The following is a 12753-nucleotide window of genomic DNA, read 5'->3' as shown; positions in this document are numbered from 1 at the left end:
ACGAGCGTCAGACACGCCCCTCCGACGAGGCCAGCCCGACGAATCCCGCCCACGCCTTACGCGACACGGTGAGGACCGGACCGGCTACGGCCTTGGAGTCCCGGACGTGCACGGCTGCCGTACCGGTCGCGATCTCCACGCAATCACCGCCCTCGGTTCCGCTGTAGCTGCTCTTGAACCAGGCGAGGCCGGAGGCGACGGTCGAGGACTCAGCGTTGTTCATAGCGATCCCAGCAACCCTTCGATGAGCTCCAGTGACTCTCGCGGACTGAGAGCCTGTGATCGGATAATCCCATAACGGGCGGCGGCCAGAACCCCTTGCTCCGGGTCGGTCTGCAAAGAGCCGATTCCCTGTGCTTCGGCGTACACGAACTTCTTGCCGTCCTTGCGCGTGACGACGGTGAACGGTCCGTTCACACCGGCGTTGTCCTCGCGCTCCACCGGCATGACTTGGATCTCGACATTGCGCTTCTGGCCGATCAGCAGCAGGTGCTCCAACTGCCCGCGCAGCACGGCCTTACCTCCGTAGGGACGCCGTAGGATCGCCTCATCCAGCACAAAGCTCAGTAGCGGAGCAGGCCGACGATCGAAGATGTCCTGCCGGGCCAGCCGTGCCGTCACCCGCAGCTCGATGGTCTCCTCATCCAGGGGAGGACGCCTCATAGCGAGGACCGCCCTCATGTACTCCTCGGTCTGGAGCAGCCCTTTGACCACGAGCGTGTCGTAGGCGACCAGCTCAATGGCCTCCTTCTCCAACACCGCCATCCCCTGAAAGAACACCGGATACTGAGCCCGCTCCACCTGCTCCTTCCACAGGCACAGCAACCCGCCCGCCCTCAGCACCTCGTCCGCCCGCTCGATGGTCCGGGGTGACGGGATCCGCCGTCCCTGCTCGAACGACGCGATCGTGGACGCCGAGTACCCGAGCCGCCTGCCGAACTCCTCGCGCTCCAGCCCCTCCCGGAGCCGCAGGGTCTTCATGGTCTGCCCGAACGCGACGACGACACCGCGCCCCGCCTCGTCCTCCGGCCGCCGCCCGGCCCCGTCGTCGTTTTCCCACCCGTCCCCGAGACTCACCACCGCCACTCCCGCGCCGTCCCGGTCTCCGTGTTCCCCGGAAGCCGCCTCGGCCCCCGCCGCCGCACCCTTGCGCTCAGCCATCTCACCACCGCCTCTTGGAGCCCAACGCCCCCGCATGGGAAGCCGTAACGGCCCGCAGCTCCGACTCGTGCGTACAGTGCGCGTACAGCCAGCCCCTGTCGCTGCGTCACCACTGGTCACGCTACGCGACCAACGAGACGTTGAGGGGCATGACGACGAAACCCATCAATCCCGCCAATCCCACCGGCACCGTCCAACCCACCGCCCCCTCAACCCCCTTGAAGGCGCCCCAGCCACCACACCGCCACACCTTCGAGATGCGCTTCACCTCCACACCTCGCGGAGCCCGGCTCGCCCGCCGTCTCGCGGCCGTCCGCCTGGACGGGTGGGGCATCCCGTACGGCACCGACGCGCATGACGCGATCGTGCTGATCGTCGCCGAGCTGAGCGCGAACGCCGTACAGCACGGTCACGTCCCCGGCCGGGACTTCCACCTCCGCCTCCAAGCCGCCCCCGACGACCGCACCGTACGCGTCGAGGTCACCGACACCCGCACTGAACGCCACCCCCGCCGCCCCACCGCCCCGCCGGACGTCCCCGACGCGGAAGAAGCCGGCCGTGGGCTGCTCCTCGTATCGCAACTCGCGACCCACTGGGACTGGCACCCGCGCCCGGACGGTCCCGGCAAGACGGTCTGGGCCGAGTACGCGTTCCCGGCCCGGACTCGGCGGCGAACCGGCGAGGCGAGAGGGTGAGCCGACTGATCGCTCACTGATCACGAGGCGGGCGAACAGGGTCTCTCCCCACCTCGCAGTGATCACTTCATGCCATCAACTGCCGTGATAACTGCGGTTATCACAGACAAGACACCAAGCAAGACCCGACCACTCCTACGGTTCAGTCCGTCGACAGGCGCCCCAGCGGTCCGCCCGCTCCCCAGGTGCCTGTCGGTGCTCGCCCCTTCCACGTCAGTACGGGAATCACGGGAGACACCTCATGGACGACACGACGGAACAGACCCCCGACAACGCGCTGCCGCTGCCCGAGCTCGTCGCGGCCCGGCTGGCAGGGGACCGGAAGCTCACCGACCCGGTGAAGACCCTGATCCGCGAGGCACTCGGCGACTCCGAGCCCTCCGCGGCAGGCGGCGCCCGCACCTCCGCCGGACGCGTCTACCTGGGGAAGGTCACCGTCACCGGCTTTCGCGGCGTCGGTTCGGAAGCACGGCTGAATCTGCGGCCGAAGCCCGGCGTCACGCTCGTCGTCGGACGCAACGGCTCCGGCAAGTCGAGCATCGCCGAGGCCGTCGAGACGCTGTTCACCGGAACCAACGCGCACTGCTCCGGACAGCACCCGAACCGCGCCGTCCGCTGGCGCAACCTGCACCACGACGAACCCACCCGCGTGGAGGCCAAGTTGATGGTCGAGGGCGACCCGTCCCCGGGCACCCTCACCCGCACCTGGACCGGCGACGCGTTCACCGGCTCCGAGGCCGTGCTCAAGCGGCCGGGACACGGCACCGTGCCGCTGGAGCAGGCCGGCTGGGAGCAGGCGACGCGGAACCATCGCCCGTTCCTGTCGTACGCCGACCTGGGCAACATGATCAACGGCAAGCCGTCCCAGATGTACGACAGCATCGCCGGCATCCTCGGGCTGGAGTACCTCAACGCGGCCTCGCGGCGGCTGACGGAGCAGCGGAAGGAACTCGAAGCCGTCGAGAAGGCCGAGAAGGAGAAGAAGCCGGTCCTGCTCGCGGCCCTGGAGGCGGTCGAGCACGACGACCGCGCGCTCAGGGCCCTCGTGGCGGTGGAGGAGAGGGGTGGCCCGGACTACGCCACGCTCGACGCCCTGATCGCCGGCGTGCCGACGGCCGACGAGGGCCGCCTGCGGGAGGCGCGTCTGGAGGCCGACGCCAAAGGTCCCGACCTCGACCGGGTCGGCGCGGCCGTCGACGCGTTGCAGCGCGCCCTGGCCGACGCCGAGGACCTGAAGGGTTCCGCGGCCGCGGACGCCCTCGGCAGGGCCGAACTGCTCCAGGCGGCCCTCGCGCACAGCGACCGGCACGCCGACGACACGGCCTGCCCGGTGTGCGGCACCGAGCAGGTCCTCGACCGGGCATGGGCCGCCCGCGCCGAGGCGGAGATCGCCGCGCTGCTGCGGGAGGCCGAGGCGGTACGCGGGGCGGAGGCCGCCGTGCGCGCCGCGATGCGGACCGTGCAGGACCTGGTCGTCGTGCCGCAGGAGTTCCCGGCCGCGCTCGCGGAACCGTGGACGGCCTGGAGCGAGTGCCGGCGGATCACCGATCCGGCCGAGCTCGCCGAGCGCGCGTTCCGGGCGGCGGTGACGCTGGCGGACGCGTGCGAGGTGGTGGCCAGGACGGCGCGTGCGGAACTGGCGGCCAAGGACGAACGCTGGCGCGAGGTCGTCGACCTGCTGACCGAGTGGACCAAGCTCTCCCGCGAGGCCGGCACGGCCAAGCCGCGGAAGAGGCAGGTCAACGCGGCCCTCAACTGGATCAAGAACCTCACGACCGAGATCCGCGACCTCCGCGTCGACGCCTTCGCCGACCACACGCAGCGCATCTGGGAGAAGCTCCGCCAGCAGAGCAGCGTCGACCTGAGGAAGGTCGGCCTGCACGGCAGCGAGCGGGCGAACGTACGCAAGCTGGTCATGGACGTCACCGTCGACGACACCGAGGCCCCGGCCCTGAGCGTGATGAGCCAGGGCGAACTGCACTCGCTCGCCCTCTCCCTGTTCCTGCCCCGCGCCGCCACCGCCGACAGCCCCTTCGGCTTCGTCGTCATCGACGACCCCGTGCAGTCCATGGACCCGGCGAAGGTCGACGGCCTGGCCCAGGTGCTCGACGAACTCGGCCGCGAACGGCAGGTCGTCGTCTTCACCCACGACACCCGCCTCCCGCACGCCTTCCGCAGCCAGGGCCTGCCGGTGACCGTGCTGAAGGTGGAGCGCGGCGAGAAGTCCCAGGTGAGGATCGTGTCCGAGACCGATCCGGTCAAGGAGGCCATCGACGACGCCATGGCCCTCGCGCACACCGAGAACTGCCCCGCGACGGCCCTGCGCAACGTCCTGCCGTCGCTGTGCCGCGAGGCCCTGGCGAAGGCGATCGTCGAAGCGGCCTGGCTCCGCCGCAGCCGCACCGGGCAGTCCGCCGACAGCCTCCAGGCCGCCATCGACCGGACCGAGCGACTCCTCCCCCTCGCGTCCTTCGCCCTCTTCGACGACGGCCGCATCCACCCCGACGAGGAGGTCAGGACCCGCCTGCGCGCCCTGTACGGCCACGAGAGCACGACGCTGATCCACCAGTGCCAGATGGGCGCCCACCCCGGCGGATTCCTCCCGCCCGACCCGGTCGCCTTCGTCAGGAAGATCGAGGACCTCGCCCACCGGATCCGCAAGCCCGAGGTGAACGCCTGATGCCCGCCACCCCCGCCACTCCCGCCGGCTCCACCGCACTCCTCGCGACCGCCGACGCCCTCCTCTCCGAGACCCTGGGCGGCCCGCTGACCCCGGCAGGCCGCGACCGCGGCGCGGCCTACGCCCTCCGGATCGCTCTCGAAGCGGCCGTCGACGCGGCCCTCACGGCCCGGGAGGCCGGACTCGGCGAAGTCCGCAGCATGCGCGCGAAGCTCCTCTGCCTGCGCCACTACGCGGGCCCCGACCTGGCCCACCGCGTCAACGCCCTGTGGAGCGGGCTCAGCGCCGGCTGCAAGTACCACCACGACGAACTCGGCCCGAGCCACACCCAGGTACGCGCCTGGCGGTCCGCCGTCGAGAGCCTCCTCGCGGAACTCGACACGCCGGGAGCCACCCGGCACACCTCTCAGCAGACGGACGCCGAACGCACCTGAAAGCGCACCCCACACCGTCGGCCGCCGATGCGCGGCGAACCGCCGGTGCCTGGCCGAACGCCGCGTGTAATCTCCAGGCGTCTCGGCCGGGTTGGAGCAGAGACACGTGCATTCCCACGGAGATCGGTGTTCCACGGCCCGTAAGCCCTACGACACTTCATCCACCGGTCGGCCGGTAGGGCACCGTGGTGGCCCAGCGATCACATTCGAATTGGAGAACCTCAATGAGCACTGACGCTGACCCGCTCGTCGATGATGCAACCCCGATGAGCGAGTACGAGGGGAAGGTATGGGACACGCTCAACGAGCACTGGGGGCGCCGCAACAACCGCCGTGGTCTGCCGAACTGGGCGAGCGCCGCGCTCGAACGCACCGGTGAGGTCGCGGGAAACGCCGTGAGACGGGTTACGGACGCTGTGCCGGAGTCGGTCACGGAACCGATCCGTCGCGCAGGCGACGCGGTCGCCGACACGGCCCTACGACCGGCGCTCGCAGGGGCAGCAGCGTTGCTCGAGCTGGTCAACGAGTCGGCCCTGGAACTCAACGACCCGAAGAACGTCGAGAAGCTCGCACGCAAGCGAGGCCTCGACCTGGACAGTTACACCGAACTACGGCAGCACGACCTCAAGGTCTGCGACCGGCTGCTCACCCGCAACACCCTCAAATGGCGGACCACCGGCGCGGTCGAAGGCGGCGCCATGGGCCTGCTGGCCATGGTCCCCGTCGCCGGTATCCCCGTTGCGATGACAGCGGACATCCTCGTCGTCCAGGTCCTGAGCACATCGATAGCAGCGCGCACAGCGTACTCCTACGGCTACGACGCCAAAGACCCCGACGAGCAGGACTTCATCCAACGCCTGGTACAGCGGTCCTTCATGGCGCAGGCGGCCAAGGCCAAGCCATTGCGTGACACCGCACGGGCGGCGGACGCGCTCAAAGGACGAATAAGATGGTCGGAAAAGCTCCGTCAGGACCACCGCCTCGTGGCGGCTCTGGAGAAGCTGATGCAGCAACTGGGTCCGGCCGGCTCCAGGGTGCCGGTCAAGAACGTCGCCAAGGTCGTGCCGTTCGTGGGCGTCCTCATCGGTGCCGGCATGAACTCCGCGGTTCTCGGCAGAGTGGCCGCCGACGCCCAGCGGTACTGCCAGACCCGCTTCCTGTGCGACAAGTACGGGCTGCCGCTGCCGGCCGCACTGGCGACCGACTGGGACGACGATCTCCAGACCGACGCCGTGTAAGTGATGGCCGGTGGGTCCACGTATCAGCCTCTGCGGGCCCCAGCTGCGGGCGGGCCGGCGGTTGTGACGGCCACCACGTCTCGCGCCACCTGTCACCTGGCGTGGCCCCGGGGTTCCCTCGCCTGAGACGTCGCCGAAGTTGGCGGGCCGGCCTTGTGCCGGCGCCCCGCCCGCCGCGCGGTCCCACAACAGCCGTTCCGGAAGCCCGGGTCAACCCCGCTGCTCCAGCAAAGCGAACCGTGCCCCCTCCGGATCCGCCACCGCGGACACGCGGCCGTCCGGGCTGTCGTGGGGTGGTTCGAGGACGTGGCCGCCGAGGTGGACGAGGCGGGCGGTCGCCTCGGCGGCGTCGGCGACCTCGAAGTACGTCGTCCAGTGCGAACCCCGGTCGCGGGGGAGGGCGTTGCCCACGCCGTGGATGCCGGCGACCGGGTGGCCGTCGACGCGCAGGGTCACGCGGTCGCCGTCGGCGGAGGCAGAGGCGGCGTCGGGGCCCTCCTCGTAGCCGAACACCGTCTCGTAGAACTTCGCGACGCTCTTGGGCTCGAAGGTCACCAGTTCGTTCCAGACGGGGGTGCCGGGCACGCCGGTGACGGCCGGGCCGGGGTGCGCCGTCGCCTGCGCGATGCCGAAGACCGCGCCGGAGGGGTCGGAGGCGAGCGCGAGGCGTCCGGCCTCGCCCGCGTCCAGGGGGCCCACGCCGACCGTGCCGCCGCACAGCCGTACGGTCTCCGCCGTCCCGTCCACGTCGTCCGAGGCGAGGTACGGCGTCCAGGCGATGGGCAGATGGCGGTCCGGCGGCAACTGGCCGATCCCGGCGACCTCCTGACCGTCACCGTCCCGCAGGGCTCGCACGTACGGCCCGAGTTGCTGGGGGCCCGGTGCGAACTCCCAGCCGAACAGGGCTCCGTAGAAGTCCTGCGTCGCGGTCAGCCCGTGCACCATCAGGCTCACCCAGCAGGGCGTGCCCGGCGCGTACCTAGTGTGCCTCCCCCCGCCGTTCGGGCCTGCCGTCCCCCATGACTCGGTCATCGTCGCTCTCTCCCCGGCCCCTCGCGGTGGCCGCGTCGCTTCCGCTGTGCAGGACTTCGGCTGTGCAGGACTTCCGTGCCGATGCTCGCACCACCTCCGGTGGTGCGCCGTTGGGCGCGCCGCCGCGGGAGGGCCCGCGTCCGGAGTGTGCCGAAAGTGTGGCCGTCGGCCTGTTTCCACGCGTTCGCCCAAGGATGTCGGCCATCTGTACAGCATGTGTCCGAACCCGTACGGTTGGTGATCGGGCCCGCCCGGCCGAGCAGAGTAGCCCGACTCGGGCGAAGTGGCCACCCCATGGGCCAGGATGGTGGCCATGAACGCCATCATTTCCGCCTCCGAACTCGCGGGCGAACTGGCGGGCCCGCGCCCGCCCGTGCTGCTGGACGTCCGCTGGCAGCTCAGCCTCGCCAAGGCGGCCGGTGAGCCGCCCTTCGACGGACGCGCCGAGTACGCGGCCGGCCACCTGCCCGGCGCCGTCTACGTGGACCTCGACGCCGAACTCGCCTCCGCCCCCGGCGAGCGGGGCCGCCATCCGCTGCCCGACCTGGGCGAGTTCGGCGCGGCGATGCGGCGGGCGGGCGTGTCGGCCGGACGGCCGGTGGTCGTCTACGACGGCGGACAGGGCTGGGCCGCGGCCCGCGCGTGGTGGCTGCTGCGCTGGACGGGTCACCCGGACGTGCGGGTCCTCGACGGCGGGTTGCCGTCCTGGGAGGGCGACTTGGAGACGGCGGCGCCCGCCCCGGACGAGGGCGATTTCGAGCCGAAGCCGGGGGAGGGGCTCCTCGACGCGGACGGCGCGGCTGCGCTGGCGCGGTCCGGGGTGCTGTTCGACGCGCGGGCGGGCGAGCGCTACCGCGGCGACGTGGAGCCGATCGACCGGGTCGGCGGCCACATCCCGGGGGCCGTCTCCGCGCCCACCACCGAGAACGTCGGGCCCGACGGGCGGTTCCTGCCCGCCGAGGAGCTGGCCGAACGCTTCGCGTCCCTCGGCGCGTCCGACGACCGCGAGGTCGGCGTGTACTGCGGCTCGGGCGTGTCGGGGGCGCACGAGGTGCTGGCGCTGGCGGTCGCGGGCATTCCGGCCGCCCTGTACGTGGGTTCGTGGTCGGAGTGGTCCGCGGACCCGTCCCGGCCGGTGGCCGTGGGACCGGACCCGCAATAGCCCGGCGAGCAAGGGCAGCCCTTGCATGGTCAGCCCCGGCAAGGCCAGCCCGGCGAGGTCAGCCCCGGCGCGAGGTCAGCGCCGACGGCCTCGCCCCGGCGACAGACGAGGGCCGCGCCCGGCGGCGCGGCCCTCGTCACGTCGTCCTGCTCAGCTCACGTCCTGCTCGGCTCACGTCGTCCGGCTCGGCGCAGGTCGGCTACTCCTGCTTCTTGCGGCGCGTGCCGAACACGATCTCGTCCCAGCTCGGGACCGCCGCCCGGCGGCCGGGGCGGACGCCGTCGGCCTCCGCCTGGCGGTCGGTGGAGCCGATGAGGCGCTCGCGGTGGCTGCCGACGGACCGGGGCATGAGGACGTCGGCATAGGCGGAACCGGCGCCGGCCGAGGCCGCGGGGGCCGGGGGCTCCTCTTCCGCCGGTTCGACGGCAGGCTCCTCCGACGCGGTCTCCGACGGACGCTCCGGGACCACCAGGTCGCCGCGGAAGCTCGGTACCGCTTCCAACAGGCTGGTCAGCGAGTCGCGTTCGCTCGTGCTCTCCTCGGCGGGCTCGGACGCCTGCGCGGGCAGGCTCGGCCGTTCCCGGTCGGGGCGGTCCAGCGGGCGGTCGCGCGGCAGCCGTGCGATGCGCGGCACGAACGGAAAGCTGGGCTCCGGCGCGGCGAGGTCGTCGGATTCGCCGATCAGCGAGCGCGCCTCGTCGTCGACGGCCTGGACGAGCCGCCGGGGCGGGTCGTACGTCCAGCTCGCCGAGTGCGGTTCGCCCGCGACCCGGTAGACCAGCATGACCTCCCAGGTGCCGTCGTCGCGGCGCCAGGAGTCCCACTGCACGGTGTCCTTCTCGGCGCCGCGCAGCAGCAGGCGTTCCTGGACGGCCTCGCCGAGCTGCGGTCCGGCCGCGTTCTCGCCGGGCCTGCGCACGGGCGTCTTGCGGGCCCGCTCGGCCATGAACGCGCGCTCCGCGAGCACGGGTCCCTCGAAACGGCGTACCCGGTCCACGGGGATGCCGGCCATCTGCGCGACCTCTTCCGCGGTGGCACCGGCACGTATCCGCGCCTGGATGTCACGGGGGCGGAGGTGGCTCTCCACCTCGATCTCGATCTGGCCGAGGCGGGGCCGGTCGCCGCGTACGGCGGCACGCAACCGCTCGTCGATCGGAAGCGTGTACTCCGTTGAGTCGGCAGCCTTCAGCACCAGCCGTGTGCCGTCATTCGAGACGGCCACGACACGCAGTTCGGGCATGGGGACCTCCCGGGTGGTGCCTGCCGACGTCACGTGCGTCGCTGCTTCCGCTAGTCGAGTGTGGCCTGCCCGGGTGCAGCCTGCCACAACCTTGCCGTGTTGCCCGGCGTGTCGGGCGCGGGCCCTTGATCGCCGTTATGGCACGGTTACCTCTTTGCAACGCTAAGTGACCAACTCCGTCACCCTGTGCAACTCGCCCCCTCCCGGCGGTCCGGCAAGGCCCCGGACGCCCTGGCGGGAGACCGGACCCAGGGCTCGCAACAGTACTCCATTCGGACCACTCGCGTGGATTGGCGCGCCGCCCAACTTCTGGCAAGAAATGGCCTGAAGCCGTCTGTTGAGCGGGTTTCTGGATCTTGGACGTGGCGTATTTCACGCGACCGCCAGAAACGGAACCGAAGGTTTCGGTCGTACGGCCCTTCCGTTACCGCGGGTTGCCCACTAGGGCCTGTCCGGCATGATCCGCCGCGCAGGCCCTAGTCGCCCAACACCCTGCGCAGGTAGGCGTTCTGGAAGCGGCGGTCCGGGTCGAGCCGGTCCCGCAGCGCGGTGAACTCGCCGAAGCGCGGGTAGACGCCGGCGAGGTACTCCGTGTCGCGGGTGTGCAGCTTGCCCCAGTGCGGCCGGCCCTCGTGCGCGGTGAAGATCCGCTCGGCCGCGGTGAAGTACGCCTGATAGGGCGTCCCGCGGAACATGTGTACGGCGACGTAGGCGCTGTCCCGGCCGGCCGCGGTCGACAGGGTGATGTCGTCGGCCGGGGCCGTGCGCACCTCGACCGGGAAGCTGATCCTGAAGCCCGAGCGGTCGACCATCGACCTCAGTTCACGCAGCACCTCGGTCACCGCCTCGCGCGGGACGGCGTACTCCATCTCCACGAACCGCACCCGGCGCGGCGATGTGTAGACCTTGTACGGGATGTCGGTGTACGTGCGCGCCGACAGCGCCCGGCTGGAGATCCGGGCGATCGCCGGGACGGTCGCCGGCGCCGCGCGGCCGACCAACTGGGCCACCTGGAAGACGCCGTTGGACAGGAACTCGTCCTCCAGCCAGCCGGCGAACCGGCCCACCGGCCGCTCCGGGCCCGGGCTGCGGTTGTTGCGCTTGGTGTTGGTGTTGCCGGTGTGCGGGAACCAGTAGAACTCGAAGTGCTCGTTCTCCGCCCAGTGCTGGTCGAACTCGGCGAGGACCCGGTCGAGGGGCATCGGCTCCTCGCGCGCGGTGAGCAGGAAGAGCGGCTCCACGGCGAAGGTGATCGTCGTGACGACGCCGAGGGCGCCCAGGCCGATGCGGGCGGCCGCGAAGACGTCCGGGTTCTCCTTCTCCGAGCAGGTGAGCACCGAGCCGTCGGCCGTGACCAGCTCGAGTCCCTTGATCTGGGCGGCGATCGAGGCGGACTCGCGGCCGGTGCCGTGGGTGCCGGTGCTGGTGGCCCCGGAGACGGTCTGCTCCATGATGTCGCCCATGTTGGTGAGCGACAGGCCCTCGCGGGCGAGAGCCATGTTGAGTCTCTTGAGCGGGGTGCCGGCCTCGACCGTGACCGTCATGGCGTCCCGGTCGATCCTGCGGATGCCGGTCAACAGTTGAGGGCGGATCAACACGCCGTCGGTCGCGGCGATCGACGTGAAGGAGTGCCCGGTGCCGACCGCCTTCACCGTCAGGCCGTCCTCGGCCGCCTCCCGCACGGCGGCGGCCAGCTCCTCGACGGAAGCCGGGGTGACCTCCCGCGCGGGACGCGCGGCGACGTTGCCGCCCCAGTTACGCCACGTGCCGTTCCTGCCGCTCGCTGTGCTGCTCAACGGTGCCTCCCCGACGCGGAGCCGGCCTGCTGAGCCGGCGGTACCCCAGGAAACCGACCGCGACCGCGACGGCCCCGGACACCGCCGGAACCCCGTACCCGGCCCGCGCCCCGGCCGCGTCGATGACCCAGCCGGCCACCGAGGAGCCGAGCGCGACGCCGACCGCGAGCCCGGTGCTCACCCAGGTCATGCCCTCGGTCGACTGCGCGCGTGGTACGTGCTCTTCGACCAGGGACATCGTCGTGATCATCGTGGGAGCGATGGACAGACCCGAGACGAAGAGCGCCACGGCCAGAAACGGCAAGTTCCCGACCAGTAGGAGGGGGATCATACTCACGGCCGTCGCACACACGCCCAGCAGCCAGCGCCGAGCGGCGGCTCCCTTGAAACGGAGCAGTCCGAACACGATCCCCGCGACGCAGGAACCGGCCGCGTACAGCGCCAGCACGACACTCGCGGCGCCCTTGTGGCCCCGCTCGTCGGCGAAGGCCACGGTGACCACGTCGACCGCGCCGAAGATCGCCCCGGTCGCCACGAAGGTGGCCACCAGCACCTGAAGGGCGGGGGAGCGTATCGCCGTGCCGCCGCCGTGCTGCTCACGCGGGTGCGGCGCGGGCTCGGTGGCCCGCTGCGCGGTCAGCCAGAAGACGCCGACCGCCAGGAAACAGGCGGCGAGCAGCGGACCGGCCTCGGGGAACCACGCCGTCGACAGCCCGATGGAGATGATCGGCCCGAAGATGAAGCACGCCTCGTCCACCACCGACTCGAACGAGTAGGCGGTGTGCAGCTGCGGAGTCCCCCGGTACAGGGCCGCCCAGCGGGCGCGGACCATCGCGCCGAGGCTCGGCACCGAGCCGATGCCGGCGGCGCACACGAACAGCACCCAGTCGGGCCAGCGGAAGTACGTGGCCAGCAGCAGCCCGGCCGCCGCCGTCAGCGCCACCAGCGTCGCCGGGCGCAGCACCCGGCGCTGGCCGTGCAGGTCGACCAGCCGGGATATCTGCGGCCCGATCGCCGCCGCGGTCAGCGCGATGGTGGCCGACAGGGCGCCGGCCAGCCCGTAGCGCCCGGTGATCTGGGAGATCATCGTGACGACGCCGATGCCCATCATCGACAGCGGCATCCGTCCGACGAGACCCGCGGCGGAGAAACCCAGGGAGCCGGGGGCGGCGAACAGGGCGCGGTAAGGGCTGGGCACGGGAACTCCGGTGGGTCCGCCACCCGCGGCGAGGAATCGGCGCGGTGTGGACGAGGGTGGCTCAGTAAGGTGCGACTACAGTCGATACAGCTTACGAGTCGGGGCAACCTTACGCAC

General features: G+C 71.4%; 11 protein-coding genes. 5 read left to right on the top strand and 6 right to left on the bottom strand.

What is annotated here, in order from left to right:
• Positions 1-7: 7 nt before the first annotated feature.
• Complete coding sequence (locus ACH4ZX_RS04475; protein WP_398267324.1) at positions 8-223, bottom strand: DUF397 domain-containing protein; 216 nt, start codon at positions 221-223, stop codon at positions 8-10.
• Complete coding sequence (locus tag ACH4ZX_RS04470) at positions 220-1161, bottom strand: helix-turn-helix domain-containing protein (RefSeq protein ID WP_398267321.1); 942 nt, start codon at positions 1159-1161, stop codon at positions 220-222. The genes ACH4ZX_RS04475 and ACH4ZX_RS04470 overlap by 4 nt, the downstream gene beginning before the upstream one ends.
• A gap of 149 nt (positions 1162-1310) precedes the next feature.
• Between ACH4ZX_RS04470 and ACH4ZX_RS04465 the strand changes: the two genes are divergently transcribed.
• From ACH4ZX_RS04465 to ACH4ZX_RS04450, 4 genes are all read left to right on the top strand, one after another.
• Entirely contained in the window at positions 1311-1856 is a 546-nt protein-coding gene (locus ACH4ZX_RS04465) for an ATP-binding protein (protein ID WP_398267319.1), read from the top strand.
• A gap of 241 nt (positions 1857-2097) precedes the next feature.
• Positions 2098-4536 carry an AAA family ATPase gene (locus ACH4ZX_RS04460; RefSeq protein ID WP_398267316.1) on the top strand — a complete coding sequence of 813 codons (2439 nt, stop codon included), beginning with the start codon at positions 2098-2100 and terminating at the stop codon, positions 4534-4536.
• Entirely contained in the window at positions 4536-4970 is a 435-nt protein-coding gene (locus ACH4ZX_RS04455) for a hypothetical protein (protein WP_398267313.1), read from the top strand. The genes ACH4ZX_RS04460 and ACH4ZX_RS04455 overlap by 1 nt, the downstream gene beginning before the upstream one ends.
• A 224-nt stretch (positions 4971-5194) precedes the next feature.
• The gene (locus tag ACH4ZX_RS04450) at positions 5195-6208 is read left to right on the top strand and encodes an EcsC family protein (RefSeq protein WP_398267310.1); all 1014 of its coding nucleotides are present in this window, start codon (positions 5195-5197) and stop codon (positions 6206-6208) included.
• 210 nt (positions 6209-6418) lie between these two features.
• Here ACH4ZX_RS04450 and ACH4ZX_RS04445 read toward each other — a convergent pair whose 3' ends face one another.
• Positions 6419-7240 carry a VOC family protein gene (locus ACH4ZX_RS04445; RefSeq protein WP_398267307.1) on the bottom strand — a complete coding sequence of 274 codons (822 nt, stop codon included), beginning with the start codon at positions 7238-7240 and terminating at the stop codon, positions 6419-6421.
• Positions 7241-7553: 313 nt separating this feature from the next.
• Between ACH4ZX_RS04445 and ACH4ZX_RS04440 the strand changes: the two genes are divergently transcribed.
• Positions 7554-8402, top strand: coding sequence for a sulfurtransferase (locus tag ACH4ZX_RS04440; protein ID WP_398267304.1), 849 nt, complete (start codon positions 7554-7556; stop codon positions 8400-8402).
• 199 nt (positions 8403-8601) lie between these two features.
• Here the strand turns inward: ACH4ZX_RS04440 and sepH are convergent, their stop codons facing one another.
• From sepH to ACH4ZX_RS04425, 3 genes are all read right to left on the bottom strand, one after another.
• On the bottom strand, positions 8602-9642 hold the full coding sequence (sepH, locus tag ACH4ZX_RS04435; RefSeq protein WP_398267301.1) for a septation protein SepH: 1041 nt from the start codon (positions 9640-9642) through the stop codon (positions 8602-8604).
• Positions 9643-10118: 476 nt separating this feature from the next.
• Positions 10119-11438 carry a D-arabinono-1,4-lactone oxidase gene (locus tag ACH4ZX_RS04430; protein WP_398267298.1) on the bottom strand — a complete coding sequence of 440 codons (1320 nt, stop codon included), beginning with the start codon at positions 11436-11438 and terminating at the stop codon, positions 10119-10121.
• Positions 11398-12636 carry an MFS transporter gene (locus ACH4ZX_RS04425; protein ID WP_398267295.1) on the bottom strand — a complete coding sequence of 413 codons (1239 nt, stop codon included), beginning with the start codon at positions 12634-12636 and terminating at the stop codon, positions 11398-11400. The genes ACH4ZX_RS04430 and ACH4ZX_RS04425 overlap by 41 nt, the downstream gene beginning before the upstream one ends.
• Positions 12637-12753: the final 117 nt, after the last annotated feature.

The organism is Streptomyces sp. NPDC020490 (assembly GCF_044335305.1).
Lineage (GTDB): Bacteria > Actinomycetota > Actinomycetes > Streptomycetales > Streptomycetaceae > Streptomyces.
Note: the sequence above shows the minus strand (reverse complement) of the source record. Positions and strands in the feature narration are given on the sequence as shown.